The following is a 24242-nucleotide window of genomic DNA, read 5'->3' on the forward strand; positions in this document are numbered from 1 at the left end:
CGGCCGGCACTACCGCATCACGCAGCGCGTTCGCTGCGCCCGCCGTGGAACTGTTCTTCTTCGGTCGAGCCGGTCAACGCGGTGGTCGACGACTGGCCCTGCTGGATCGCCTGGGTCACGGCATCGAAGTAGCCGGTGCCAACCTCGCGCTGGTGCTTGACCGCGGTGAAGCCACGCTCGGCGGCTTCGAACTCGGCTTCCTGCAGTTCCACGAACGCGCTCATCTGGCGGCGTGCGTAGCCGTGGGCCAGATTGAACATGCCGTAGTTCAGCGCGTGGAAGCCGGCCAGGGTGATGAACTGGAACTTGTAGCCATAGCTGCCCAGCTCACGCTGGAACTTGGCGATGGTGGCGTCGTCCAGGTTCTTCTTCCAGTTGAAGCTGGGCGAGCAGTTGTAGGCCAGCAGCTTGCCCGGGAACTTCGCATGGATCGCCTCGGCGAACCTGCGTGCGAATTCCAGGTCCGGCTTGCCGGTCTCGCACCACACCAGGTCGGCGTAGGGCGCGTAGGCCAGGCCACGGCTGATCGCCTGGTCCAGGCCATTGCGGGTCTTGTAGAAGCCCTCGACGGTGCGCTCGCCAGTGGTGAACGGGCGGTCGTTGCCGTCGATGTCACTGGTCAGCAGATCCGCGGCCTCGGCATCGGTGCGCGCGACCAGCAGGGTCGGCACGCCCAGCACGTCGGCGGCCAGGCGTGCGGCGTTGAGCTTCTCGATGGCCTCGCGGGTCGGCACCAGCACCTTGCCGCCCATGTGGCCGCACTTCTTCACCGACGCCAGCTGGTCTTCGAAATGCACGCCGGCGGCGCCGGCCTCGATCATCGCCTTCATCAGTTCGAAGGCGTTGAGTACGCCGCCGAAACCGGCTTCTGCGTCGGCCACGATGGGCTGCAGGAAGTCGATGTCATCCTTGCCTTCGGCGTGGTGCAGCTGATCGGCACGCAGCAGCGTGTTGTTGATGCGCTTGACCACCGCCGGCACCGAATCGGCCGGGTACAGCGACTGGTCCGGATACATCTGGCCGGCCAGGTTGGCGTCGGCCGCCACCTGCCAGCCGGACAGGTAGATCGCCTTCAGCCCGGCCTTGACCTGCTGCATGGCCTGGTTGCCGGTCAGTGCACCCAACGCGTTGACGAACTCGCGCTCATGCAGCGATGCCCACAGCTTCTCCGCACCCAGGCGGGCCAGCGAATGCTCGATGTGGACGGTGCCGCGCAGGCGGACCACGTCGGCGGCGCTGTAGTTACGCTGGATGCCTTCCCAACGCGGGTTGGTATCCCAGTCGTGCTGGATCTGTTCGGCAGTGGGCAGCTTGCTCATGTCTTTCTCCAGTTCGGTTCGTGCGTGCAACGGGGAGGGAAACGGCGGGTTTGCGGGCAGTCAGTCAGTCGATGCGCGCGTAGGCCGGCAGGGTCAGGAAATCGGTCAGTTCGTCGCTGCGGCTCAGTTCGCCGAGCAGGGCGATGGCCTCGCCGATGCGTGCGCCACCGGGCAGCGCGGCGGTATCGCCCAGCCGTGCCGGCAGCTGCGAGAGGGTGGAATCCAGCAGCGCGAGGTCGATCGCGGTGCCGTCGTCCAGCTGCTGGCCCGGCGTGTGCAGCCACTGCCACAGCTGGCTGCGACTGATCTCGGCGGTGGCCGCATCCTCCATCAGGTGGTGGATCGGCACGCAGCCGTTGCCATCCAGCCAAGCGGCCAGGTAGCGCACGCAGACTTCCACGTTGCCTTCGAAACCGGCGCGGGTGATGGTGCCCGGCGGCCGTGCGATCAGTTCGTCGCGGCCGACGCGCACGTCCTGGCGCAGCACGCTGTGCTGGTTCGCACCGGGCATGTGTTCGTCGAAGATCGCCATCGCCACCGGAATCAGCGCCGGGTGTGCAACCCAGGTGCCGTCATGGCCGGCGGTGACTTCGCGCAGCTTGTCGGCGCGCACACGGGCCATCGCCTGTTCGTTGGCGGCGGCATCGTTGTTGATCGGAATCTGCGCGGCCATGCCGCCCATCGCATGCGCACCGCGGCGGTGGCAGGTCTGGATCAGCAGCTCCGAATACGCTTTCAGGAACGGCTGGGTCATGGTCACCTGGCCGCGTTCGGGCAGCACGCGGTCGGCGTGGCGGCGGAAGGTCTTCAGGTACGAGAAGATGTAGTCCCAGCGCCCGCAGTTCAGGCCGACGATGCGGTCACGCAGCGCGTGCAGGATCTCGTCCATCTCGAACACCGCCGGCAGCGTTTCGATCAGCACCGTCACCTTGATCTGGCCATGCGGCAGGCCGAGCATGCCTTCGATGTGCGACAGCGCGGTCTCCCACAGCGCCGCCTCTTCCATGCTCTGCAGCTTGGGCAGGTAGAAGTACGGGCCGCGGTCCTTCGCCTGCAGGGTGCGGGCGTTGTGGAAGGCGAACACCGCCGCGTCGAACAGGCCACCGGCCAGCGGCTGGCCGTCGATGGCCACGTGCTTTTCGTCCAGGTGCCAGCCGCGCGGGCGCACGATCAGCACCGCCTGCTCGTCGTACGGGCGCAGGCTGTAGTGCTTGCCATTTGCAGCGGTGAATTGCAGGTCACCGCGCACCGCCGCCGCCAGCGACTGCTGGCCGGCCAGCAGGTTGCGCCAGGTCGGCGAGGTCGAATCCTCGAAGTCGGCCATGAACACCTTGGCGCCGGAGTTCAGCGCGTTGATGACCATCTTCGGGTCGGTCGGGCCGGTGATCTCGACGCGGCGGTCCTGCAGCGCGGCCGGCAGCGGGGCAACGCGCCAGTCGCCGTTGCGGATCGCGGTGGTGTCTTCCCGGAAGTCCGGCAGGCCGCCCTGGTCGAAGAACGCCTGGCGCTCGCGGCGGGCCTGCAGCCGTGCCTGCCGGCCCGGTTCCACCGCGCGGTGCAGCGACACCAGCAGGGCCAGCAACGGCGCCGGCAGCAGGGTGTCCTGGCCGGCCACGCGGGTCGCCAGGGCGATACCGGGGGTGGCCTTGCTGGCAGGGGTGGGAACAGCGGAAGCGACGGCGGACATGGGGCGACTCCAGCGGTGGGGGAACGACTCCACGGTGCCGCTGGGCCCGAGTATTTGGCAAAACAGTTTTTGCAATGTTCTACATAAGTTATGCTAATACTCGTGACACGATGAGCACACGCACCCCGCCAAGTCCGCGTTTTTCCTACAAATCCGACCGGCTGAAGCCGCTGCGCGCGTTCTGCCAGACCGTGCGCCTGGGTTCGGTCTCACGGGCGGCTGAGGCACTTTTCGTCAGCCAGCCGGCGATCAGCCTTCAGTTGCAGGCGCTGGAACGGGAGCTGGGGGTGCCGCTGTTCGAGCGCAGCGGGCGGCGCCTGGTGCCCAGCCGCGAGGGCCAGCTGCTGTATGAAATGGCGCAGCCACTGGTGGAAAACCTGGACGGGCTGGAGGCGCGCTTCCGCGACAAGGTGCGCGGACTGGATGCGGGCGAACTGAACATCGCCGCCAACAGTTCCACCATCCTCTACCTGCTGCCGAAGATCGTCGAACGCTTCCGCCTGCATCACCCGGACGTGCGCCTGACCCTGCACAACGCGATCAGCGCCGACGGCACCGACCTGCTGCGCGAGGATGCCGCCGACCTGGCGATCGGTTCGATGACCGATGTGCCGGCCGACCTGAGCTACGCCCCGGCCTATCGCTTCGAGCAGGTGCTGATCGCACCGCACGATCATCCGCTGGCCAGTGGCGGCGAGCTGGAGCTGGCCGACATCGCGCGCTATCCGCTGGTACTGCCGCCGAAGCGGCAGATCACCTATCGCCTGGTGGACCAGGTGTTCCAGCGCCACCGCATCGCCTACACCGTGGCACTGGAGGTCGGCGGCTGGGAGGTGATCAAGCAGTACGTGGCGATGGGCATGGGCATTTCGATCGTGCCGGCGCTGTGCCTGAACGAGGCCGACCGCGAGCGGTTGGCGGCGCGGTCGATGAAGCGCTGGTTCCCGGAACGCAGTTACGGGGTGATCGTGCGCCGGGGCAAGGCGCTGTCGGCGCAGGCGCGGGCGTTCATCGAGCTGATCCAGCCGGAGTTGTTCAGTCCGCGCGATTACGACCAGAGCGGGCATTCCGAGCGGTAGGGGTGTTCGGCAGGGCTGCGCCCTGCACCTGCCGAGGCCGAAGCAACGGCAACAGCGGGCTATCCGTGGGATGGCGGTGCGCTGTGGGTGGGCAGGACACGCCGTGAACCCATCCCTGGGGGCTCGATGGCGCCATCCATGGCGCCAACGGTCCTGCCCACCCACAGCGCACCGCCTCTGACAGATCTCCGCGGCTGTTGGTAGGTGTCGACCTTGGTCGACACGTCATCAATGATCGAAATGGGCTTTTGTAGAGTCGAGCCATGCTCGACTGGCGGAAAAACGATCAAAGAAGACGCCAGGCACGGTCCCGGTCTGGCTAGACTGGCCCCATGTCCATCGAACTCCGCCACCTGCGTTACTTCCTCGCCGTTGCCGATACGCTGCACTTCGGCCAGGCGGCGGAGCGGCTGGGCATGTCGCAGCCGCCGCTCAGCCAGCAGATCCGCCAGCTGGAGGACCTGATCGGTGCGCGTCTGTTCGTGCGCAGCCATCGTCGTGTGCAGCTGACGCCTGCGGGCGAGCTGCTGCAGGAACGTGCACGCGCCATCGTGCAGCAGGTGGAAGCGGCGGTGGACGAGGTACAGCGCGCGCAGCGCGGTGAGCAGGGTGAACTGCACATCGGCCTGACCCGCGCCACGCCGCTGTCGCCGCAGATTCCGCGTTCGATCCTGCACTACCGCCAGCAGTATCCGCAGGTGCGGCTGCAGCTGAGCGAGATGAACACCCTGCAGCAGATCGACGCGCTGCTCGACGGCTCACTGGACGTGGGCATCATCCGCAAGCGTGCGCTGCCGCCGGAACTGGTGGCGCACAGCCTGTTCGTCGATCCGCTGGCGTTGATCGTGCATGCCGACCATCCTGCCCTGCGCAGACTGTCGAGGCAGGGCACGCTGTCGCTGCGCGACTTCGCGCAGGAGCCATTCGTGGCGTTCCGCCGCAGTGCCGGTGCGGGCATCCATGACCACATGATCGCGTTGTGCGCGGCTGCCGGATTCACACCGCGCATCGTGCAGGAGGCGGGTGAAGCCTCGACGCTGATCAGCCTGGCCGCCGCGGGCCTGGGCGCCGCGATCCTGCCGTCTTCGTGCGATCACATCCGGGTGGAAGGATCGCGCTTCGTGGCGCTGGCCGATGCCGGTGCCCATTCGGAAGTGCAGCTGGCGTGGCATCGCGAACGGGTAACCCCGTTGATCCGCAATTTCGCCACGCTGCTGCGCGGGGCATTCGCCGGTAGAGCCGACTGTTAGTCGACTATCGCGCGCAGCGCGGGGTTTTCGCGATCTGATGGAAGAGCAGTCGACTAACAGTCGACTCTACCTCGGCAAACCCGCCACACCGTGGTTGCCGGCCAGCGGCCGGCACTACCGTGCGTTGGGTCACGCTGTGACCGGCTGTGGCGCGCGCTGCTGCAGCGCCCAGACGATGCCACCGCCGATCAGGGTCAGCGCGGCGGCGAACGCACACACGCCAAGCCAGTCCCAGGCTGCATAGGCCAGGCCACCCACACCGCCCAGCACGCTGGACCCCAGGTAGTAGGCGAACAGGTACAGCGCCGAGGCTTCCGCACGCATCGCACCGGCGCGGCTTCCAACCCAGCTGCTGGCCACGGAATGACCACCGAAGAAGCCGAAGGTCACCAGTGCGATACCCAGCGCCATCGTGCTCAGCCACGGCATCGCCAGCAGCGCGATGCCGGCGCCGATCAGCGCGAACGAGATCGACAGGATGCGGCCGCGTCCGTAGCGCGTGGCCTGCTGGCCCATCCACGCCGAACTGAAGGTACCCACCAGATAGACGCTGAAGATCAGCCCGACCACGGTCTGGCTGAGATGGTAGGGCGGCGCCAGCAGGTGATAGCCCAGGTAGTTGTAGAGGGTGACGAACACGCCCATCAGCACGAACGAGGTGGCGAACAGCCACGGCAGGCCCGGGTCAGCGAACAGCGTGCGCCAGCGCGACGGCAATTGGCGCAGGCCGCCGCGACGTGCATGGAAGTGCCGCGACGGTGGCAGCTGCAGCCACAGCAGCACGGTGCTGGCCACGGCGATGATCGAGACCACGCCGATGCCCCAGCGCCAGCCCCAATGGTCGGCGATGATGCCGGCCAGCAGGCGCCCGCTCATGCCACCGATGGCGTTGCCGCCGATGTACAGGCCCATCGCCAGGCCCAGCGCGCGGCTGTCCATTTCCTCGACCAGGTAGGTCATCGCTACCGCCGGCACGCCGCTCAGCGCCAGGCCAAGCAGGGTGCGCAGCACCAGCAGCGTGGTCCAGTCGTCCACCAGCGCGGTGCACAGCGACAGCATGGCCGACGCCAACAGCGCAACGATCATCAACGGGCGACGGCCGACCGCGTCGGACAGCAGGCCGGCCAGCAGCATCGCCACCGCCAGCATGCCGGTGGTCAACGACAGCGACATCGCGCTGCCGGCGGCGGACACACCGAAGTGACGGCTGAACTCGGGCAGCAGCGGCTGCACGGTGTACAGCAGGCCGAAGGTGGAGAAGCCGGCCAGGAACAGCGCCAGCGCGGTGCGGCGGAAGGCCGGGGTGCCCTGCTGGATGCAGGTGTCGGTGCCGGTATCGAGAATGGAGGGACGGCCTTCAACGGCCGCCGCAGTTTCGCCAGTCATGGAATCGAAGGGCCGGTGGGGACGGCCGGGCGTGGGAGGGAACGGGCCTCAGACTAGGCCCGTCCATCCAGTCGATCCATAACCTGATAAGTCAGGATTGATACTCAAGAAGTATCAATTCAGCTTACAGGCGCTGCCACTCGAAACCGTCGCCGCGGCGGTAGTACACCGCCACCGCACGGCCGTAGACCTTGTCGGCATCGACGAAGCCGAAGAAGCGGCCATCGAAGCTGTTGCCACGGTGGTCACCCAACACCAGCACCTTGCCGTCCGGCACCACCAGGTCGGCGATGTCCGGGCCGCCCCCCATGTCCAGATCGAGGCTGGCACGGCGTTCACCGAAGGCTTCCACATCCTGCAGGTCCGCAGTCTGCAGCGGCTGGCCGTTGATGGTCAGGTGCCCTTCGTGCAGCTGCACATGGTCACCGGCCACTGCGGCAACGCGCTTGATCAGGCGGGTGCCGTCGGCTGGCGAATCGAATACCGCCACTTCGCCGCGCTGCGGCGTGCCGGTGGACATCAGCTCCCTGCTGGTGAATGGCAGGCGCAGGCCGTAGGCGCGCATGTCCACCACCACCCGGTCGCCGGGCTGCAGGGTCGGCTGCATCGAACCGCTGGGCACCACGTAGTGGTTGGCGAGGGTATCGCGGGCGGCGGCGAGCAGGCCGAGCATCACCAGCAACGGCAGCGCCTCCTTTTTCAGCCAGGCCAGCGCGCGATCGGAAAAGGGAGGGCGGGCAACGGCGTCCATGGCAGGCTCCGGGTGGGTGGTAGCTGCATCAGACCACACATGGGGGGAGAGGTTCCCGGTAGCGCCGGGTTACGCAGGTTTTACGCGCGGGACCGGCCGCCGGCATCGCACCTTTACGGCCAGCGCGCGCATCGTGTGCCCACCGCGCCACAGGGCGCATTCCGCAAGGTGTTGTATGACCCTCCTGGTGATCCGCCACGCATCTTCGTCCGCGCCGCGCCCGCAATTGCCGGCGCAGCTGAGCGGCCATCGCGTACTGTGCAGCGACTGCGCCAGCCTGTCCGAAGTGCGCCAGTGCCTGTGCCAGCCGCAGGCGCGTTCGGCCGACTGGGTGCTGCTGGATGTCGGCGTGGCCGACGAGGCGCAATGGCAGGCCGAGGGCGGTGCGCTGCAGGCGGCGCTGGAACGGCTGCCGGCGCAGTACATCGAGTTGCAGGCACCCAGCGAGCCCGGCCTGGAGTCGCGCCTGCGACTGCAGCATGGCCCCGCGGCGGTGGTCATCGACCAGCGCAGCCAGCAGGCCGGTTATCCGTTGTCGCTGGCCATCGTCGGCCGCCGCCTGGCGCAGGAGGGCTGAGCCATGTCGATCTTCATCATCCGTGGCCCGGAAGCCGCCGGTGCGCTGATCCGTACCGCCATGCCGCTGCCGGCACCGGTACTGAAGTCGCTGGTGCACCGGGCGATCGACGCCGGCACCAGCGTGGCGATACGCGCCTGCGGCTCGGAACAGGAACTGCTGGACGCCCTGCGCGTGGCCGACCACAGCCGTGGCGAGGTGACGCTGCTGGACCCGGGTGCGTGTGCCAACAGCCTGCGTCTTCAGCGCCTGCTGCCCTACCTGCACAACGCCTACGTGGAAGTACATGACGACGGCGCGGTGGCCGAGCCGTGCCTGCCGGCCGGTGTCGGCCAGCGCCTGGGCATCGCCACCGGCTACGGTGCGCAGAGCTATGTGCTGGCGCTGGACATCGCGCTGGATCACCTGGGGCTGGCCGAACAAGCCAACCGGGTACACGTGGGGACGTGATGGCCGGGCTGTGCCCGGCACCCGGTAGTGCCGGCCGCTGGCCGGCAACCTCATCAGCAACAGCAACAGCCAAAGCCGGTTTCCTGGGGGATGGCGGGGTGGGTCCGGTTGCGGGGGACGCTGCAAGTACGTCCCTGTAAGCTTGGCCGCGGCATCCATGCCGCGGACACCCCCGCAACCGGACCCACCCCGCCTTCGACAGATCTCCGCGAACTGTCGGAACAGCATGGCCTGCTTCTGGTGGGTGTCGACCTTGGTCGATACATGGATCCACGCCATGCGTGGATGAGCGGCACACTGCGGAATCTGTCGATGGCATCGATTCAACGAAAAACGGCGGGGTTTCCCCCGCCGTTATTTCTTTCGTACTTCAGGTCGCGCTTACTTCAGCCCGCGGAACTTCAGCAGCGGTTCCACCGACGGGTCCTTGCCGCGGAAATCGCGGTACAGGGTCGACAGCTCCACGCTGTTGCCGCGCGAGAGGATCTTGTCGCGGAATTCCTGGCCATTGGCGGCGGTCAGGCCACCGTGTTCGGTGAACCACTGGTAGGCGTCATGATCCAGCACTTCGGCCCAGAAGTAGGCGTAGTAGCCGGCCGAGTAACCGCCACCCCAGATGTGGTCGAAGTAGGTGGTGCGGTAACGCGGCGGCACCTGCAGCAGGTCGACCTTGAACTTCTTCAGCGCGCTCGCTTCAAAGGCGCCGACGTCCTGCAGCGGCGCGTCGGCCTTCTGCGTGTGCCAGGCCAGGTCCAGCAGTGCGGCCGACAGGTACTCGGTAGTCGCATAGCCCTGGTTGAAGCTGCGTGCCTTGAGGATCTTGTCGACCAGCTCCTGCGGCATCGCCTCGCCGGTCTTGTAGTGCTTGGCGTAGTTGGCGAACACCTTCGGGTCCAGCGCCCAGTGCTCGTTGAACTGCGACGGGAACTCGACGAAGTCGCGCGAGGTGGCGGTGCCGGCAATCGACGGATACTTCACGTTCGAGAACATGCCATGCAGTGCATGGCCGAACTCATGGAACATGGTGGTGACGTCGTCGAAGCTGATCAGCGCAGGCTGGCCGGCGGCCGGCTTGGTGAAGTTGCAGACGTTGTAGACCACCGGCTTGGCGCCGGTCAGGCCGTCCTGCTCGACGAACACGTCCATCCAGGCGCCGCCGGACTTGCTGTCACGCTTGAAGTAGTCGGTGTAGAACAGGGCCAGCGAGGTGCCATCCTTGTCGAAGACTTCGTACACCTTCATGTCCGGGTTGTAGGTCGGAATGTCGGTACGCGGCTTGAAGGTGATGCCGTACAGCTGGGTGGCGGCGTAGAAGACGCCGTTCTGCAGCACGTTGTCCAGTTCGAAGTACGGCTTGATCTGCGACTCGTCCAGATCGTACTTGGCCTTGCGCACCTGCTCGGCGTAGAAATCCCAGTCCGAGGCGGCGACCTGGAAACCGCCCTTCTGCGCGTCGATCACCTTCTGGATCTCGCCGGCTTCTGCGCGGGCCTTGGCGGTGGCGGCCGGCACGGTGTCGGTCAGCAGCTTGAGCGCGGCGGCCGGGGTCTTGGCCATCTGGTCGCCCAGCTGGTAGTCGGCGAAGGTATCGAAGCCGAGCAGCTTGGCCTTCTGCGCGCGCAGCTGGGCCAGACGCTGCACGGTCTGCCGGGTGTCGTTGGCATCGCCACGCTCGGCACGGGTTTCCGAAGCCTTCAGCACGGCGGCACGCTGGTCACGATCACTCAGCGAACCGAGCACCGGCTGCTGGGTGGTGTTCTGCAGCGGCAGCAGGAACTTGCCATCCAGCTTGCGCTCCTTCGCTGCGTTGGCGGCGTTGTTGATCGCATCCTCGTCCAGGCCGGCCAGCTTGGCCTTGTCGTCAACGACAACGGCCGCAGCGGCGGTGGCAGCCACCAGGCGGGTATGGAACTGGGTGGAGAGCGTGGTCTCTTCCACGTTGAGCTTGCGCAGCGATGCCTTGTCGGCGTCGGACAGCTGTGCACCGGCGCGCACCAGGCCATCGTAGTAGTGCTCGACCAGGCGCTTCTGCACCGGATCCAGTTCAAGCGTGTCGCGCTGGTCATAGATCGACTTCACGCGCGCGAACAGCTTCGGGTCGAGGTTGATCTCGTCCTGGTGCGCGGCCAGCTTCGGCGCCACTTCTTCCTGGATCTTCTGGCGCGCATCGTTGGTATCGGCCTGGACCAGGCCGAAGAAGATGCGCGACACGCGGGTCAGGGTCTCGCCGCTGCGCTCCATCGCCACGATGGTGTTGTCGAAGGTGGCCGGCTCGCTGCTGTCGGCGATCTTGCGAACGTCGGCCAGGTGCTGGCGCATGCCTTCTTCGAAGGCCGGCAGGTAGTCGCTGTCCTTGATCTTGTCGAACTGCGGCGCCTGGAACGGCAGCGTGCTGGCGCTCAGCAGCGGATTGGTGGAGGCTTCGGCCGGCTGCTGGGCCGGGGCTTTCTGGGCATCGGACACGGGGGTGGACTCCTTGCCGGAACAGGCCGCCAGCGCCAGGCTGATGGCGGCGGCCAGGACTACGGTACGCGACATGTAAAACGCTCCTTGGGCAGACGGTATGGAATACCAGCCCTCCACCCTACTCCTGTCGCGCTCGCCCGGCATGTGCCGGACGTGGCGTCTATGCGACGGCCTGCGGCCGGCTCAGACCGTGCCGCGGGTCTTGCCGATCCACGGCCGGTAGAACTCGCGGATGGCAGCCATGTCGGCCACATCGTCGCCACTCGGGGTGAACAGCGGACCGATGCCGATGGTCTTTTCCGGATAGTGGAAATAGGCGGTCAGGATCGGCACGTCTGCCATCCGGGCGATCTTCAGGAAGCCGGCCTTCCACTCCTTCACCGCCTTGCGGGTGCCCTCGGGCGTGATGGCGAACCACATCTTCTCGTTGTTGCGCAGCAGGTCCACCGCCTGGCCCACCGTGCCCTGCGGCGAGCTGCGGTCCAGCGGGATCACGCCCAGCTTGTGCAGCAGCGGCCCCAGCGGCCACCAGAACAGCGAGGCCTTGCCCAGCACCTTCACCTTCATGCCCAGCGCGATCTTGGCCGCCATGCCCCACAGGCCGTCCCAGTTGGACGAATGCGGCGCGATGATGAACACCAGGCGCGGGATGTCAGGCAGGGTGCCGGTCACCTTCCAGCCGCCCATGCGCAGGGTGCAGCGCGCCAGCCAGCGCAGGAAGGCGTTGGGTTTGACCTGTGGCATCTGCGGCGGCACGGCCGGCAGCAGCGGAGTCGGGTTGTTCAAGCAATCACTCCCAGTCACGTGATGAGCGCCCGCGCTTGATCTGCGCGCGCCCGCGTTTGGCGTCCAGACGACGCAGTTTCGACCCGAGGGTCGGCTTGGTGGCCTTGCGCGGTTTGGGCACGCTCAGCCCGGCCTGGATGAAGGCCGCCAGCCGCTCGCGCGCATCCTCGCGATTGCGATCCTGGGTGCGGAAACGTTGCGCGTCGATGACCAGCACGCCTTCGCCGGTCATGCGCCGGTCACGCCGCGCCAGCAGGCGCGTGCGCAACGGTTCGGGCAACGAGGGCGAGTTGGCCACGTCGAAACGCAGTTCCACCGCAGTGGAGACCTTGTTGACGTTCTGGCCACCGGCACCGCTGGCACGCACGAACCGCTCGACGATCTCGCCGTCGGGGATTTCAAGCTGCGCGTTGATGGTGACCGGTCCACTGCCCATCCGCGCATTGTAGCGGCAGCCACGTGTCGGAGTGCGCATCGCGCGCCGTATGCCGCCGATCAGGTACCGAACACGCCGCCTTCGCCTTGGCTGCGGGTATGCTGGCCGTCCCATGTACCGCAGGAAGCTTCGCATGACCCGCTCCGCACCCGCCCTGCCCTCCCTGCTGCGCCGCGCCGCCCTGCTGCTGGCGCTGGCCGTGGCCAGTGTCCCCGCCCTGGCCGCGCCGCCGACCGATGGCGACATCAACCGTCTGCTGTCCGCGTCACGTGCGCAGAGCATGATCGACACCATGCTGCCGCAGATCGAGGCGATGCAGCAGCAGCAGTTCCAGCAGGTGGCCGCACAGCGCCAGCTCAATGCCCAGCAGCAGGAGCAGCTGAAGCGGATCCAGGCGCGGACCAGCCAGACCCTGCGGCAGGCACTGTCCTGGCAGCAGCTGCGGCCGATGTACGTGGACCTGTACAAGAAGACTTTCAGCAAGGAAGACGTGCTGGCGATGGCCGAGTTCTACGAGAGCGCGGCCGGCCAGAGCCTGCTGGACAAGACCCCGGCCCTGATGCAGAACGTGATGGTGGCGATCCAGGCGCGCATGCAGCCGCTGTTCGCGGACCTGCAGAAGGACCTGGAAGCGATCGTCAACGAGCCGGAAAAGAAGTGAGGTCGTGCCGGCCGCTGGCCGGCAACCTCGTACGGTTGGGATCAGGCAGATGCCGGCCAGCGGCCGGCACTACCGTCTATAGGTCCACCTGCCAGCCGAACAGGTCCAGCGCCTTCTGGAACTCACGATCCAGCGGCGCACTGACATCCACGTTGCCGCCCTCAGGATGCGGGAAGCGCAGGCGCTCGGCGTGCAGCAGCATGCGGTGCACACCCTGCATGCGGAAGATGCGGTTGTGGCGACCATCACCATGGCTGGTGTCGCCGATCATGTGATGCGACAGGTGCTTGAGGTGCCGGCGGATCTGCCGGAAGCGCCCGGTCTGTGGCTGGCAGCGCAGCAACGCATAGCGCGAGCGGGTGAACTCGCCGACCGGCACCGACAGCTCGCCGGTGGCCAGGCGCTGGAAGTCGGTGACCGCCGGCTTTTTCACCGGTTTGCCCGGGCCGCCGTCCAGATCATGATCGACCTGCCAAGCGAGTTCGGCCGGCCAACCCCGGCAGACGGTCAGGTAGTCCTTCAGCACCTCGCCACCCATCAGCGCCTTGCCCAGCGCACTGGCGGTCTCGCGGTCAAAGGCCAGCAGCAGGCAGCCACTGGTGGCCCGGTCCAGGCGATGCACGAGGAAGATCGGGCGGCCCAGCTGCTCGCGCAGGCGGTCGGCCAGGAAGTCGTCTTCGCCACGGGCCAGCTTGCTGTCGTGGACCATCAGCCCGGCAGGCTTGTTGACCACGGCCAGGCGCTCATCCAGGTGCAGCAGCTGCAGGGGCGCGGTTTCAGTCTCGACCGCGGCGAGGGTGTCAGGTTCGGTGCTCACGGCGGGATTATCGAGGCTGGGCACTGAATGCGGTAGAGCCGGCCGCTGGCCGGCTGCCTCAGGGTCGCCTGATTGCTGGAGTTGCCGGCCAGCGGCCGGCACTACCAGATCAGCGCGGGCAGCGCGGCGGTCAGGCGTTGCGTACGGCCAGCAGCTCGCCGTTGCCCACCGGCACCAGGCTGGTGCTGAAGTCCGGATCAGCGTCCAGCAGCACGCGCAACGGTTCCATCTCTCCCGCATGCGAGGTGGCGTTGTCCACCACCAGCAGGCCGCCCGGGCGCAGCACGCGGCGCAGCTGCGGCCACCAGCCGGCGTATTGCCCGCGGTCCGAATCGAGGAACAGCAGGTCAATGCTGGCATCGGCGGCCTCTGCCAGCCACGGCCCGGCATCGTCGTGGACCAGCGTGATGCGATCGGCCAGGCCACTGCGCGCGAAGGTGTCACGCGCCATCGCCGCCTTGTCCTCGGCGTATTCCAGCGTGGTCACGTGGCCGTCGATGGCGGCGGCAGCCTCGGCCAGCCACAGCGTCGAATAGCCGTTGGAGGTACCGATCTCCAGTACGCGGCGCGCAGTGCCGAAGCGGACCAGCACCGCGAGGAATTCGCCCGTATCTGGCGTGATGTTGAGCATGCGGCGGCCACGCGCGCTTTCGCGGGCGTCGTTGTCGGCGCCGAAGCGGGCCAGTTCGTCCTTGAGTGCCTGCAGCATGGGGCCTACTTCCACCACGCGCGCAGCAGCGCCACTGCACCGACCGCACCGGACAGCCAGCTCCACGCCGGCACGTCGCCCCAGTACCAGCCCGGCGGCTGCAGCACATACATCAGTGCAGCGATGGCGAGCAGGCCGACGCCGGTGATCGCGCCCACGGCGCGCTTCTGCAGGCGCTGCAGGCTGGCGTCGAGCGCGACCAGATCGCGCGAACGCATCGCCAGTTCGTGGCGGCCTTCCACCTGCTGGGTCAGCCAGGCGTGCACCAGCCGCGGCATGTCCGGCGCATGGGTCATGATTTCCGGCAGGCGCTTGCCCAGCTCGCGCACCACCCGGCGCGGGCTGTAGCGCTCGCGCAGGATCTTCGCCAGCACCGGCTTGGCCACCGCCCAGATGTCGATCTGCGGGTCCAGCTGGCGGCCGACGCCCTCGATGTTCAGCAGGGTCTTCTGCAGCAGGATCAGCTGCGGCTGCAGCGTCAGCTGATAGCGCTGCGCCACCCGGAACAGCTTCATCAGCACTTCGGCCAGCGAGATCTGCGACAGCGGACGGGTGAAGTACGGCTCGCACACTGAACGCACGGCTGCTTCCAGATCGTCGATGCGTACGTGGTCGGGCATCCAGCGTGCCTGTACATGCAGTTCGGCGATGCGACGGTAATCGCGGTTGAAGATGGCCATGAAGTTCTCGGCCAGGTAGTACTGATCTTCCTGCGAGAGCTGGCCCATGATGCCGAAGTCCAGCGCGATGAAGCGCGGATTGGCACGGCGCGCCAGATCGGTGTCGACCCAGATGTTGCCGGCGTGCGCATCGGCGTGGAAGAAATTGTCGCGGAATACCTGGGTATAGAACACCCGCACGCCCTTGGCGGCCAGCGCCTTGCGGTCGATGCCGGCCTTGTCCAGTGCAGCGATGTCATCGGACGGAATGCCCCACACCCGCTCCAGGGTCAGCGCGCGCTCGGCGGTGTGGCTCCAGATCACTTCCGGCACGTACAGGTCGTCGGAGTTTTCCCAGAAGCGGCGCAGCACGCTGGCATTGGCGCCTTCGCGCTGCAGGTCCAGCTCGGCGGCCAGGGTGTTCTCGACCTCGGCCACCACTTCGCGCGGCCGGATCTTGTCGGCGCGCGGGTGGGTGCGCTCGACCAGGGCGGCCAGCGAATTGAGCAGGGCGATGTCGGCGTCGATCTGCTTCTCGATGCCCGGTCGAAGTACCTTGACCACCACCTGGCGACCATCAGCCAGCGTGGCCGCGTGCACCTGCGCGATCGAGGCCGAGGCCAGCGGTTCGGTGTCGAAGCTGGCGAAGGCCTCGCTGACCGGCAGGCCGAGCGCGTCCTCGACGATGCGGCGCGCGGTCTCGCCATCGAACGGCTTGACCCGGTCCTGCAGCAGGGTCAGCTCGTTGGCCACGTCCGGCGGCACCAGGTCGCGGCGGGTGGACAGGATCTGGCCAAACTTGACGAAGATCGGGCCGAGGTCCTGCAGCGCCAGGCGCAGGCGCGCACCGCGCGACTGCGAGGCGATGCTGGCCGAGGCGCGCGGCACGAACGGCTTGGCCAGGCGCAGCCAGCGCTCGGCCGGCGTGCCCTGCAGCAGGTCGTCGAGGCGGTAACGCAGGATCACCCGGCCAATGCGGCTGGCCCGCAGCACGGCCTTCATGCGGCACCCCGCAGGCGCTGCACGCGTGCACCAAGGCGCTCCACGTCATCGCGCAGCACATCCACGTCGTCGTGGAAGGCATCCAGCTCGGCGCGCGGCACCACATCGCGCGACTCCTCGGTGATGAACTCAGCGGCGCTGTGGGCCAGGTCGATCGCCCCCTGGCGCGCGTGCTGCAGGGCGCTGCGCAGGGTGTTGGCGACCTGCACGCCCAGTACTTCGCCGAATACGCTGACGAAAGGCTGCTGCCAGTCCGGATCGAAGCCCTTGGCCAGCTGCTGCAGGCGGCGCGCCAGCTCGGCATCGCCGGCCACGCGCACACGGCCCTTGCCGTTGTTGTCGCCGCGCCGCGCGTTGGCCAGCAGCGGCAGCTGCGCCAGCACGCCGGCCAGGCTGCTGCGCACGGCCAGGTCGGCTTCCTGCGCATCCACCGGGCCGACCCGCAGCTGGTCGCCGTCGACGCTGATGCGCATGGCCAGCGACGGCGCTTCCAGGGTCAGGTCGATATGCCGGCCGTCGAGGCTGGCCAATGCATGGCGGGTATCCGGATCCAGCGCCAGCGCGCGGTTCAGGGCGATCTGCAGGGCGCGGCCAGCGACCGGCTTGAGGGACTTGAGCAGGGAGAGAGCCATGTGCGCATTCTACCTGCGTGGGTGGGGGGCTTGGGCCGGGCTGCCGCCCGGCACCCGCAGATGCAACGGCAACGGCAATAGCCGAAGCAACAGCAACAGCGGGCATTCCGTGGGTTGGCGGGACGGGGCCGGTTGCGGGGGACGCCGTAAACCCGTCCGTGGGGGCTTGGCCGCGGCATCCATGCCGCGGACACCCCCGCAACCGGCCCACCCCGCCTTCGACAGGTTCCTGCTGCTCTTGGTGGGTGTCGACCTTGGTCGACACGGTAGATCCACGCCATGCGTGGATGGATTTCTGGTTCACCTGTGCCTCACGCGGATGGCCGATGAAGGTTCATGCTATGGGGCCACGCAACGCACAGGACATCGCACTCCCCATGGCACGGACCCGGGTCGGCATCATTTTCGGGGGCAAGTCCTCCGAGCACGAAGTTTCGCTGCAGTCGGCGAAGAACATCCTCGATGCGCTTGATCGCGAGCGCTTCGAGCCGGTGCTGGTCGGCATCGACAAGCAGGGCCAGTGGCATCTGAGCCAGCCGGATACCTTCCTGATCAATGCCGATGATCCGTCGCGCATCGCGCTGCATCGCTCGGGCCAGTCGCTGGCGGTGCGCCCGGGCGCCGAGCAGGCGCAGCTGCAGCCGTGCGATGCGGCCAGCGCGCTGGGCCAGATCGATGTGGTGTTGCCGATCCTGCATGGGCCACTCGGCGAAGACGGTGCGCTGCAGGGGCTGCTGCGCATGGCCAATCTGCCCTTCGTCGGTTCGCCGGTACTGGGCTCGGCGGTGGCGATGGACAAGGACGTGACCAAGCGCCTGCTGCGCGACGCGGGGCTGCAGGTGGCGCCGTGGCTGTGCATCCGTCGCCATCAGGCCGCGGAGGTCGATGCCGACGCGGTGATCGCCCAGCTCGGCCTGCCGCTGTTCGTGAAGCCGGCCAACCAGGGTTCGTCGGTGGGTGTGAGCAAGGTCAAGGATGCGGCGGGCTTCGCCGAGGCACTGGCATTGGCGCTGCGCTACGACCACAAGGTGCTGGTGGAATCGGCGGTGGTCGGCCGCGAGATCGAATGCGCAGTGCTGGGCAACGAGCACCCGCAGGCCAGCGTATGCGGCGAGGTGGTGGTGCACGACGAGTTCTACGCCTACGACACCAAGTACATCAATGACTATGGCGCTGAAGTGGTGGTGCCGGCCGACATCGACGCCGCCACCCAGGCGCGCATCCAGCAGATCGCGCGGCAGGCCTACCTGGCGCTGGAGTGTGCGGGCATGGCGCGCGTGGATGTGTTCCTCACCGCAGACGGCGAGATCGTCATCAACGAGGTCAACACGCTGCCGGGCTTCACCCGCATCAGCATGTACCCGAAGTTGTGGGGCGCCAGCGGTGTCGACTACACCGCGCTGATCACGCGCCTGATCGAGCTGGCGCTGGAACGCCACGAAGCTGATCGCGGGCTGCAGAGCGCTGTGTAACGTGGTGATCGCCCGCAGAGTCGAGCATGGCTCGACTCTGCGGAAAGCGATGCCGGCCAGCGGCCGGCACTACCGGCTAGCCGCGCTTGCGGAACATCGAGATCACCGCAAGGATCAGGAACACCACGAACAGGATCCAGGCGATGTTCGTTGCGGCGCCGGCGATACCGGAGAAACCCAGAACGGCGGCGATGATGGCGATGACAAAGAAAATGATGGCGTAGTGCAGCATGGCGCTCCTCGCGGGTGGTCGAGCCTTGGATGGCGTGGGTCCATCCTCCCGATCCTGCGGTGTGCAACCAGTGATGGCGATCTATGCAGCAGATGAAGCCTTCAGCCTGCGCAGCCCTTCTTCGATGCTGACCTGCGGCACATAGCCGAAGTCACGGCGGGCGGGCTCCATGCTGTACCAGTGCGGCGTGCACAGCTGTTCGGCCAGGAACCGGGTCAACGGCGGTTCGCCGCGCAGGCGCAGCAGCGGCCACAGCCGCTCGCAGATGGCGCCGACACGGTACGCGGTCTTGAAGCTGATCGCCTTGTCCACGGTCGGTGCACCCACCGCCTGCAGCAGCTTGTTGACCAGCTCGCGCATCGGCAGCGGTTCGCCGTTGGAAATGAAGTAGGCCTTGCCTGCACATGCGGCACCGGGCGCCAGTGCCTCGAAGGCGAGGAAGTGGGCAAGCGCGGCGTTGTCGATGTAGGTGGTATCGACCTTGTTGCTGCCATCGCCCACCAGGCGCAGGCGGCCCTGTCGTGCACGTTCGGCCAGGCGCGGTACCAGCTGCTGGTCGCCAGGGCCCCAGATCAGGCGCGGACGCAGCGCCACCGTCGCCAGCGAGGCGTCATTGGCTGCCAGCACGCGCTGTTCGGCAATCGCCTTGGTGGCCGCATAGGGCGCCTGGAAATCTTCGCCGTACGGCACTTCGTCGGCGCCGAGGCCTTCTACGGGGTGCGTGGCCCGGTGCGTCACGCTGGGCGTGGAGGTGTAGACCAGCCGGCCGATACCGTGCGCGCGGCAGGCCGCGAGGACGTTGTCGGTGCCGACCACGTTGGCCTGGTGGTAGCTGTCATAGCTGCCCCATGCGCCGGCCTTGGCGCCGTTGTGGAACACCGCATCGACGCCGGCCACCGCATGCAGGACCGCCTGCGCATCGGCCAGATCACCGCGGATCTGGCCCACGCCCATCGCCTGCAGTTCCGGGTAATGACTGCGGTTGAACGCCAGCACCTGGTGGCCACGCTCGACCAGCCCGCGGCACAGCGCCTGCCCAAGGAAACCACCGCCACCGGTGACCAGGATCTTCATGCGCGCTTCTCCAGTTCGGCGCTGGCCCAGACGGCGAGCTTCTCGCGGCCGATCTTGGCGTTATGACGGATATCGACGGGGAACGAAGGGTGTACCAGGAAGTGCTCCAGCCCGGCTCCGGCCAGGCATGCGGCGGCCTTGGCACGCAGCGCTTCCTGCAGTGCCGGGCTGTCGGACCGGCCACGCTGCAGCTCCACGCACAGCACCGGCACCTGCGCACCGGCGGCCCCCACGCCAACCAGCGCAGTGCGCGCCACGCCGGCCACGGTGTTGAACATCGGCTCGACCTGCTCGGTGTACAGCGGCCCGCGCGCGGTTTCCACGCGCTGCGTCTTGCGCCCGCAGAACCACAGGCGGCCCTGCACATCGAAATAACCAACGTCGCCCATGCGATGCACCACGCGGGTGCTGCCATCGGCCAGCGTCTCGCGGATCTTCGCCGCCGCAGTGGCCTGCGGGCGGTTGAAGTAGCTGTCGGTGGCGGTCGGCCCGGCCACGGTGATCTCGCCCACCTCGCCGGTGGCCAGCACACGTGCCTGCGACCAGTCAGCCAACGGTGCGTCGTCGATGGCGATGATGCGCACCTCGTTGGGGGCCACCACGTTGCCCACGCAGGTGCCGGCACCGGCCTCGGTCGCCGCGCGGGTGCGCTCCAGTTCGCGGCCTTCGACCACCGCCACCGGCAGGCACTCAGTGGCGCCATAGGGAGTCCAGAACTGCGCATCGGCCGGCAGCAGGCTGCGGATGGTGGCGACCACGTCCGGCGGCACCGGTGCCCCGGCCGAGGTCACCCGGGTCACCGTCGGCAGTGGCCGCCCGTGCCGAGCCAGCACCCGCATCAGCGCTGGCGAGCCGAACAGCTGGGTTACGCCGAAGCGCTGGATGGCATCGTGCAGGCGTCCCGGGTCGGCCTGCGCCGGCCGCGTCGGGTCCATGTCCGGGATCACCGAAGTCAGGCCCAACGCCGGGTCGAACAGCGCGAACGGTGGGAAGGTCGGCAGGTCCACCCCACCCGCTTCCATGCCGAAGGCACTGCCCAGCAGCTGGATCTGGCCGACGAAGTGGCGGTGGCGGTAGACCACGCCCTTGGGCACGCCGGTGGAGCCGCTGGTGAACAGGATCGCCGCCATGTCCTCGCCATCGGTATCGGCCAGCATGGCCCCCCCCTTGGCACCGGCACGTTCCAGCGCGGCCAGGCTGGTACCGCCCCAGCCGAGGCGGCGGCCGACCGTCACCAGCCGGGTGGCCGACGGCGCCCAGCGCAGCACCAGCCGCGCCACATGCGCCAGCGGAATGCCGATGAAGGCCTGCGGCTGCGCCTCGTCCAGGCACTGCTTAAGCGCGCGCCGGTCGATGCCCGGATCGACCAGCACCGGCACTGCGCCCAGCTTGAACAGCGCGAACATCAGCAGGAAGAACTCCGGAGAGGGCCGCACCATCACCACCGTGCGCACGCCACGGCCGATCCCGTAGCCGGCCAGGCCGGCGGCCATGGCATCACTGCGGGCGTCCAGCTGACGGTAATCGAGGGTGACATCGTAGGCGGCCATGCCGTTGCCGGCGCCGCGGCGGCCCGGGCAGCGGATGGCGATCTGGTCGGGGCGTTCACGCGCCAGTTCAGGCAAACGGGCCGCAATGTTGCAGGGTCGGTTCATCCGTTCATTGTCGCCGCTTACGGAATTTCTTGCGCGGCGGCCCACTTCGTGGAAAATCCGCACCCTCGTTCCCGATTCCGACTGCCGCCCGAGGCGGCTTGCCCATGCAACATCCCTGCATGACCTGCGGCGCCTGCTGCACCCAGTACCGCGTGGCCTTCCACTGGATGGAATCGGACGAGGTCACCCCCGGCGGCGTGCCGCATCAGCTCACTGAGGTGCTGGATCCGCACCGCCTGTGCATGCGCGGCACCCATTCCAAGCCGGTGCGCTGCGTCGCGCTGGATGCGCAGATCGGCGTGTATTCACGCTGCACGATCCACCCCAACCGGCCCAGCGTGTGCCGTGAGGTGGATGCATCGTGGGAATACGGCAAGGCCAGCCCGCAGTGCGACAAGGCGCGCATTGCCTATGGCCTGGATCCGCTGACGCCGGCCGACTGGCGCTGGCGCGATGACGCCGACAATGACGACGATCACCCGGACGACAACGGCAACAGCCCGTCCTCGCCGCCGCAGGCGCCGGTCGCCGCGTAATGGTAGTGCCGGCCGCTGGCCGGCAACCTCATCAACCCTTCGGGTGTGCCGACCAACGGTCGGCACCCACCGGAAGAGGAAGGGGTGGATGCCGACCGTTGGTCGGCACACCGATCAGATCGGGTTCTTGTCCAGAAAGGCGCGGATCTCCGGCACCAGCACTTCGTGCTTGTCTTCCAGCACGTAGTGGCCGGCGTCCTCGAACGCATGTACCTGGGCCTGCGGCAGCGCGGCCTGGAAGCCCTTCAGGAAGTGGTGGTCGAACACGAAGTCGCGCAGGCCCCAGCCGAGGAAGGCCGGCCGGTCGGCGAACGACGGCAGCGCCTTGCCGGCACGTTCCAGCAGCGACCACGCCTTGTCGGCCGGCGACAGCGGGATGTCCTGCATGAAGCGGATGGTGCTGATGCGGTTGGCGTAGCTGTTGTACGGCGACACGTAGGCGCGGCGCACGTCGGCCGGCATCTTCCGCTCCACGCCCAGCCACGAGGCACCTGACGAGAACGCGTTGAAGGTGCGGATGATCCACTCGCCGATCTTCCAGTGGCGGCCCAGCGCGATCTGCCACGGCATCTTCTTCGCCGCCGGCATCGGGAACGCGGCGGTGTTGAGCACCACCAGGCGCTTCACCTGGTCGTGATGCGACAGCGCCCAGCCGAAACCGATCATGCCGCCCCAGTCGTGCACCGCCAGGGTCACCGGACCGGTGATGCCCAGGTGCTTGAGCAGCGCATCGAGGTCGTCAACGCGCGACTGCAGCGTGTACTCGTAGCGGCTGTCATCGGGCTTGTCCGACAGGCCCATGCCGATGTGGTCCGGCACGATGCAGCGGTACGTGTCCGACAGGCCGGCGACCAGCGTGCGCCAGTAATAGCTCCACGACGGGTTGCCATGCACCATCACCACCACCTCGCCGTCGCGCGGGCCTTCGTCGAGATAGTTCATCGACAGGCCGGGGCGTACCTCGAAGCGCTGCGGGTGGGCGGGGTAACCGGGAAGCTGGGACATCGGATCGCACCTGTAGAAAGGGCCGGTAAACCGGCCCTTGAACACTTGGAAAAATCATCGCTGCCCGTCGTGCAGCAGGTCAGCGGTGACTCTTTTACCAGACCACTTCAGCCATCGAGCAGTTCAGGCCCGAGCCGATACCCAGAAGCGCGATGCGATCGCCCTTCTTCAGCTTGCCCAGCTGCTTGAGCTTGCTCAGCACGATCGGCACCGAGGCCGGGCCGATGTTGCCGTGCTCGCCGAAGATGGTCATCACCTTCTTCGGGTCGATGCCGAAGTTCTTGATGAACGCCGCGGTGTGCGGCTGGCTGACCTGGTGGATCACGAACTGGTCCAGCTCTTCCACGGCCCAGCCCAAGGCGATCTTGGCAGCGGTGAAGGTCTTCTGTGCCAGCTTGATGCCTTCGATCAGCAGCAGGCGGGTGTCGGTGACCATGCGGTCCAGGTTGCCCAGGCACAGCTGGTTCCACTCGGTGGCCGAGCGCGTCACGCCGCCCTTGTAGCGCGGCGCGTCCGGCACCAGCTCCGAGCGCGCCATCACCATCGCCGCGGCACCCGAACCGGTGGTCAGGGCGGCCAGCTCGTTGCGGAAATCGTCGGCGGTGACGTCCGGGGCGGTCATGCGCTCCAGGGTCTTCTCGTACACCAGGTTGGCGGTCTCGCCGTCCACCACCAGCGCGTAGTCGATGTCACCGCGCTCGATCATGCGCGCGGCGATGTCCATGCCGTTAATGAAGGCCAGGCAGGCATTGGCGACGTCGAAGGTCATGCACTCGTCGCTGACGCCGAGGTTGCCCGAGACGATGGAGGCCGTGGACGGCTCCAGGTAGTCGCGGCTGACCGAGGTGTTGACCAGCAGGCCAACCTGCGTCGCATTGATGCCTGCGTCTTCCAGTGCCTTGCGGCCTGCCATGGTGGCAGCGTCGGACGCCAGCACGCCGTTGTCCCACAGGCGGCGCGCGTGGATGCCGGCGATGTCGCCGAGCACGTCGGTGCGGATACCCAGGCGATCCAACGTCGGCTGCAGGCGTTCGTTGATTTCCTTGGTGGTCAGCGTATGCGGCGCGTCGACGTGTGCCAGGCCGGCGATCGAGACATTCTTGAAGAGCATCGAGGTTAGCGCCAAGGCTCAGGCAAAAGGGGGCGCTATTCTATAACCCCCGGGGCCTTCACCGCATCTTTACGAATTCAGCCTTGGCCGTATGGTGAAGCGTTCAGCGCGGCGGGCACTGGAATGCGGCGAAGCGCTGGCTGCCATCGGCCGGGGTCGCGGCGGCCTGCACGGCATTGGCGCCTGCGCTCGGGGCCTCGTTGCGGGCCAGGGTTTCCAGCTCTTCCTGCACGCGCAGCGGGTTGCGGTTGTAGAAGCCGACCTTGCTCTTCACGGTCACCACCACCTCGCCCTTGGCGATGCAGCCAGCGGGAACCGGGCCTGCCGGCAGCACGCGGGTCGCCTTGCCGGCCGGTTCGATCGGCACCCAGGTACAGGCGGTGACGGTGAGCAGCAGGGAGGAAAGCAGCAGAACGCGCATGGGCAGATCCTGGAAGGGTATGGAGGGATTCTGCCTGAACCGCCTGAATCGGGGGTAGCCGGTGGGGGA

The 24242-nt window shown here is 67.4% G+C and carries 24 protein-coding genes; 7 read left to right on the forward strand and 17 right to left on the reverse strand.

The genetic code is table 11. The annotated features are described in order from the left end of the window. Positions 1-17 precede the first annotated feature (17 nt). Both aceA and aceB read right to left on the reverse strand, forming a co-directional pair. Positions 18-1319: an isocitrate lyase gene (aceA, locus tag AC5P8Y_RS13910; RefSeq protein ID WP_005407653.1), complete on the reverse strand. Its 1302-nt coding sequence runs from the start codon at positions 1317-1319 to the stop codon at positions 18-20. A 64-nt stretch (positions 1320-1383) separates the two neighbouring features. Next, positions 1384-3006: a malate synthase A gene (gene aceB / locus AC5P8Y_RS13915; protein ID WP_033833256.1), complete on the reverse strand. Its 1623-nt coding sequence runs from the start codon at positions 3004-3006 to the stop codon at positions 1384-1386. Positions 3007-3116: 110 nt separating this feature from the next. On the opposite strand from aceB, the gene AC5P8Y_RS13920 reads away from it, so the two are divergent. Next, positions 3117-4085 (forward strand): LysR family transcriptional regulator, encoded by a 969-nt coding sequence (locus AC5P8Y_RS13920; RefSeq protein ID WP_005407651.1) that lies wholly within the window; start codon positions 3117-3119, stop codon positions 4083-4085. Between the two features lie 332 nt (positions 4086-4417). Beyond that, entirely contained in the window at positions 4418-5335 is a 918-nt protein-coding gene (locus tag AC5P8Y_RS13925) for a LysR family transcriptional regulator (RefSeq protein ID WP_495202026.1), read from the forward strand. A 129-nt stretch (positions 5336-5464) separates the two neighbouring features. On the opposite strand, the gene AC5P8Y_RS13930 is transcribed toward AC5P8Y_RS13925, so the two are convergent. Together AC5P8Y_RS13930 and lepB are read right to left on the reverse strand one after the other, a co-directional pair. After that, entirely contained in the window at positions 5465-6721 is a 1257-nt protein-coding gene (locus tag AC5P8Y_RS13930; RefSeq protein WP_049404807.1) for an MFS transporter, read from the reverse strand. A 124-nt stretch (positions 6722-6845) separates the two neighbouring features. Further along, positions 6846-7472, reverse strand: coding sequence for a signal peptidase I (gene lepB, locus AC5P8Y_RS13935; RefSeq protein ID WP_005407648.1), 627 nt, complete (start codon positions 7470-7472; stop codon positions 6846-6848). A 175-nt stretch (positions 7473-7647) separates the two neighbouring features. Here lepB and AC5P8Y_RS13940 point away from each other — a divergent pair, with 175 nt between their 5' ends. Then, complete coding sequence (locus AC5P8Y_RS13940; RefSeq protein ID WP_033835527.1) at positions 7648-8049, forward strand: hypothetical protein; 402 nt, start codon at positions 7648-7650, stop codon at positions 8047-8049. Positions 8050-8052: 3 nt separating this feature from the next. Beyond that, complete coding sequence (locus tag AC5P8Y_RS13945) at positions 8053-8499, forward strand: 3-dehydroquinate dehydratase (RefSeq protein ID WP_154329137.1); 447 nt, start codon at positions 8053-8055, stop codon at positions 8497-8499. 381 nt (positions 8500-8880) lie between these two features. Here the strand turns inward: AC5P8Y_RS13945 and dcp are convergent, their stop codons facing one another. The 3 genes from dcp to arfB all read right to left on the reverse strand — a co-directional run bounded on the left by dcp (position 8881) and on the right by arfB (position 12187). Continuing rightward, positions 8881-11037, reverse strand: a complete 2157-nt coding sequence (gene dcp, locus AC5P8Y_RS13950) for a peptidyl-dipeptidase Dcp (protein ID WP_033835526.1) — start codon at positions 11035-11037, stop codon at positions 8881-8883. Positions 11038-11148: 111 nt separating this feature from the next. Continuing rightward, on the reverse strand, positions 11149-11751 hold the full coding sequence (locus AC5P8Y_RS13955) for a lysophospholipid acyltransferase family protein (RefSeq protein WP_033835525.1): 603 nt from the start codon (positions 11749-11751) through the stop codon (positions 11149-11151). Positions 11752-11755: 4 nt separating this feature from the next. Then, on the reverse strand, positions 11756-12187 hold the full coding sequence (gene arfB, locus AC5P8Y_RS13960) for an alternative ribosome rescue aminoacyl-tRNA hydrolase ArfB (RefSeq protein ID WP_005407644.1): 432 nt from the start codon (positions 12185-12187) through the stop codon (positions 11756-11758). A 133-nt stretch (positions 12188-12320) separates the two neighbouring features. Between arfB and AC5P8Y_RS13965 the strand changes: the two genes are divergently transcribed. Then, positions 12321-12848 carry a DUF2059 domain-containing protein gene (locus AC5P8Y_RS13965; protein ID WP_005407643.1) on the forward strand — a complete coding sequence of 176 codons (528 nt, stop codon included), beginning with the start codon at positions 12321-12323 and terminating at the stop codon, positions 12846-12848. A gap of 76 nt (positions 12849-12924) precedes the next feature. Here AC5P8Y_RS13965 and AC5P8Y_RS13970 read toward each other — a convergent pair whose 3' ends face one another. The 4 genes from AC5P8Y_RS13970 to AC5P8Y_RS13985 are packed head-to-tail and all read right to left on the reverse strand — an operon-like array spanning position 12925 to position 16667. After that, entirely contained in the window at positions 12925-13767 is an 843-nt protein-coding gene (locus AC5P8Y_RS13970) for a pseudouridine synthase (protein ID WP_425529948.1), read from the reverse strand. A 28-nt stretch (positions 13768-13795) separates the two neighbouring features. Further along, entirely contained in the window at positions 13796-14374 is a 579-nt protein-coding gene (locus AC5P8Y_RS13975) for an O-methyltransferase (RefSeq protein ID WP_033835524.1), read from the reverse strand. Positions 14375-14379: 5 nt separating this feature from the next. Continuing rightward, positions 14380-16035, reverse strand: a complete 1656-nt coding sequence (gene ubiB / locus AC5P8Y_RS13980; protein ID WP_049404805.1) for a ubiquinone biosynthesis regulatory protein kinase UbiB — start codon at positions 16033-16035, stop codon at positions 14380-14382. Next, the gene (locus AC5P8Y_RS13985) at positions 16032-16667 is read right to left on the reverse strand and encodes a ubiquinone biosynthesis accessory factor UbiJ (protein WP_005411902.1); all 636 of its coding nucleotides are present in this window, start codon (positions 16665-16667) and stop codon (positions 16032-16034) included. Before AC5P8Y_RS13985 ends, ubiB begins: the two co-directional genes overlap by 4 nt. A gap of 377 nt (positions 16668-17044) precedes the next feature. Here AC5P8Y_RS13985 and ddlA point away from each other — a divergent pair, with 377 nt between their 5' ends. Next, the gene (gene ddlA / locus AC5P8Y_RS13990; RefSeq protein ID WP_049402665.1) at positions 17045-18139 is read left to right on the forward strand and encodes a D-alanine--D-alanine ligase; all 1095 of its coding nucleotides are present in this window, start codon (positions 17045-17047) and stop codon (positions 18137-18139) included. A 76-nt stretch (positions 18140-18215) separates the two neighbouring features. Here ddlA and AC5P8Y_RS13995 read toward each other — a convergent pair whose 3' ends face one another. The 3 genes from AC5P8Y_RS13995 to oleC all read right to left on the reverse strand — a co-directional run bounded on the left by AC5P8Y_RS13995 (position 18216) and on the right by oleC (position 21100). Further along, positions 18216-18371: a DUF1328 domain-containing protein gene (locus AC5P8Y_RS13995; protein ID WP_005407633.1), complete on the reverse strand. Its 156-nt coding sequence runs from the start codon at positions 18369-18371 to the stop codon at positions 18216-18218. Between the two features lie 81 nt (positions 18372-18452). Continuing rightward, positions 18453-19445 (reverse strand): 2-alkyl-3-oxoalkanoate reductase, encoded by a 993-nt coding sequence (oleD, locus tag AC5P8Y_RS14000; protein ID WP_111109062.1) that lies wholly within the window; start codon positions 19443-19445, stop codon positions 18453-18455. Continuing rightward, a complete protein-coding gene (oleC, locus tag AC5P8Y_RS14005) occupies positions 19442-21100 on the reverse strand; it encodes an olefin beta-lactone synthetase (protein ID WP_005420778.1) in 1659 nt (552 codons plus the stop codon). The genes oleD and oleC overlap by 4 nt, the downstream gene beginning before the upstream one ends. A gap of 104 nt (positions 21101-21204) precedes the next feature. On the opposite strand from oleC, the gene AC5P8Y_RS14010 reads away from it, so the two are divergent. After that, the gene (locus tag AC5P8Y_RS14010; protein ID WP_005407630.1) at positions 21205-21636 is read left to right on the forward strand and encodes a YkgJ family cysteine cluster protein; all 432 of its coding nucleotides are present in this window, start codon (positions 21205-21207) and stop codon (positions 21634-21636) included. Between the two features lie 114 nt (positions 21637-21750). Here the strand turns inward: AC5P8Y_RS14010 and AC5P8Y_RS14015 are convergent, their stop codons facing one another. The 3 genes from AC5P8Y_RS14015 to AC5P8Y_RS14025 all read right to left on the reverse strand — a co-directional run bounded on the left by AC5P8Y_RS14015 (position 21751) and on the right by AC5P8Y_RS14025 (position 24173). After that, entirely contained in the window at positions 21751-22641 is an 891-nt protein-coding gene (locus tag AC5P8Y_RS14015) for an alpha/beta fold hydrolase (protein WP_033835519.1), read from the reverse strand. 94 nt (positions 22642-22735) lie between these two features. Next, positions 22736-23752, reverse strand: a complete 1017-nt coding sequence (locus tag AC5P8Y_RS14020) for a 3-oxoacyl-ACP synthase III (RefSeq protein WP_004135358.1) — start codon at positions 23750-23752, stop codon at positions 22736-22738. 103 nt (positions 23753-23855) lie between these two features. Next, positions 23856-24173 (reverse strand): DUF4156 domain-containing protein, encoded by a 318-nt coding sequence (locus tag AC5P8Y_RS14025; RefSeq protein WP_164227148.1) that lies wholly within the window; start codon positions 24171-24173, stop codon positions 23856-23858. Between the last annotated feature and the right edge of the window lie 69 nt (positions 24174-24242).

It is taken from the genome of Stenotrophomonas sp. YJH_SMC_12-1, from assembly GCF_059370935.1.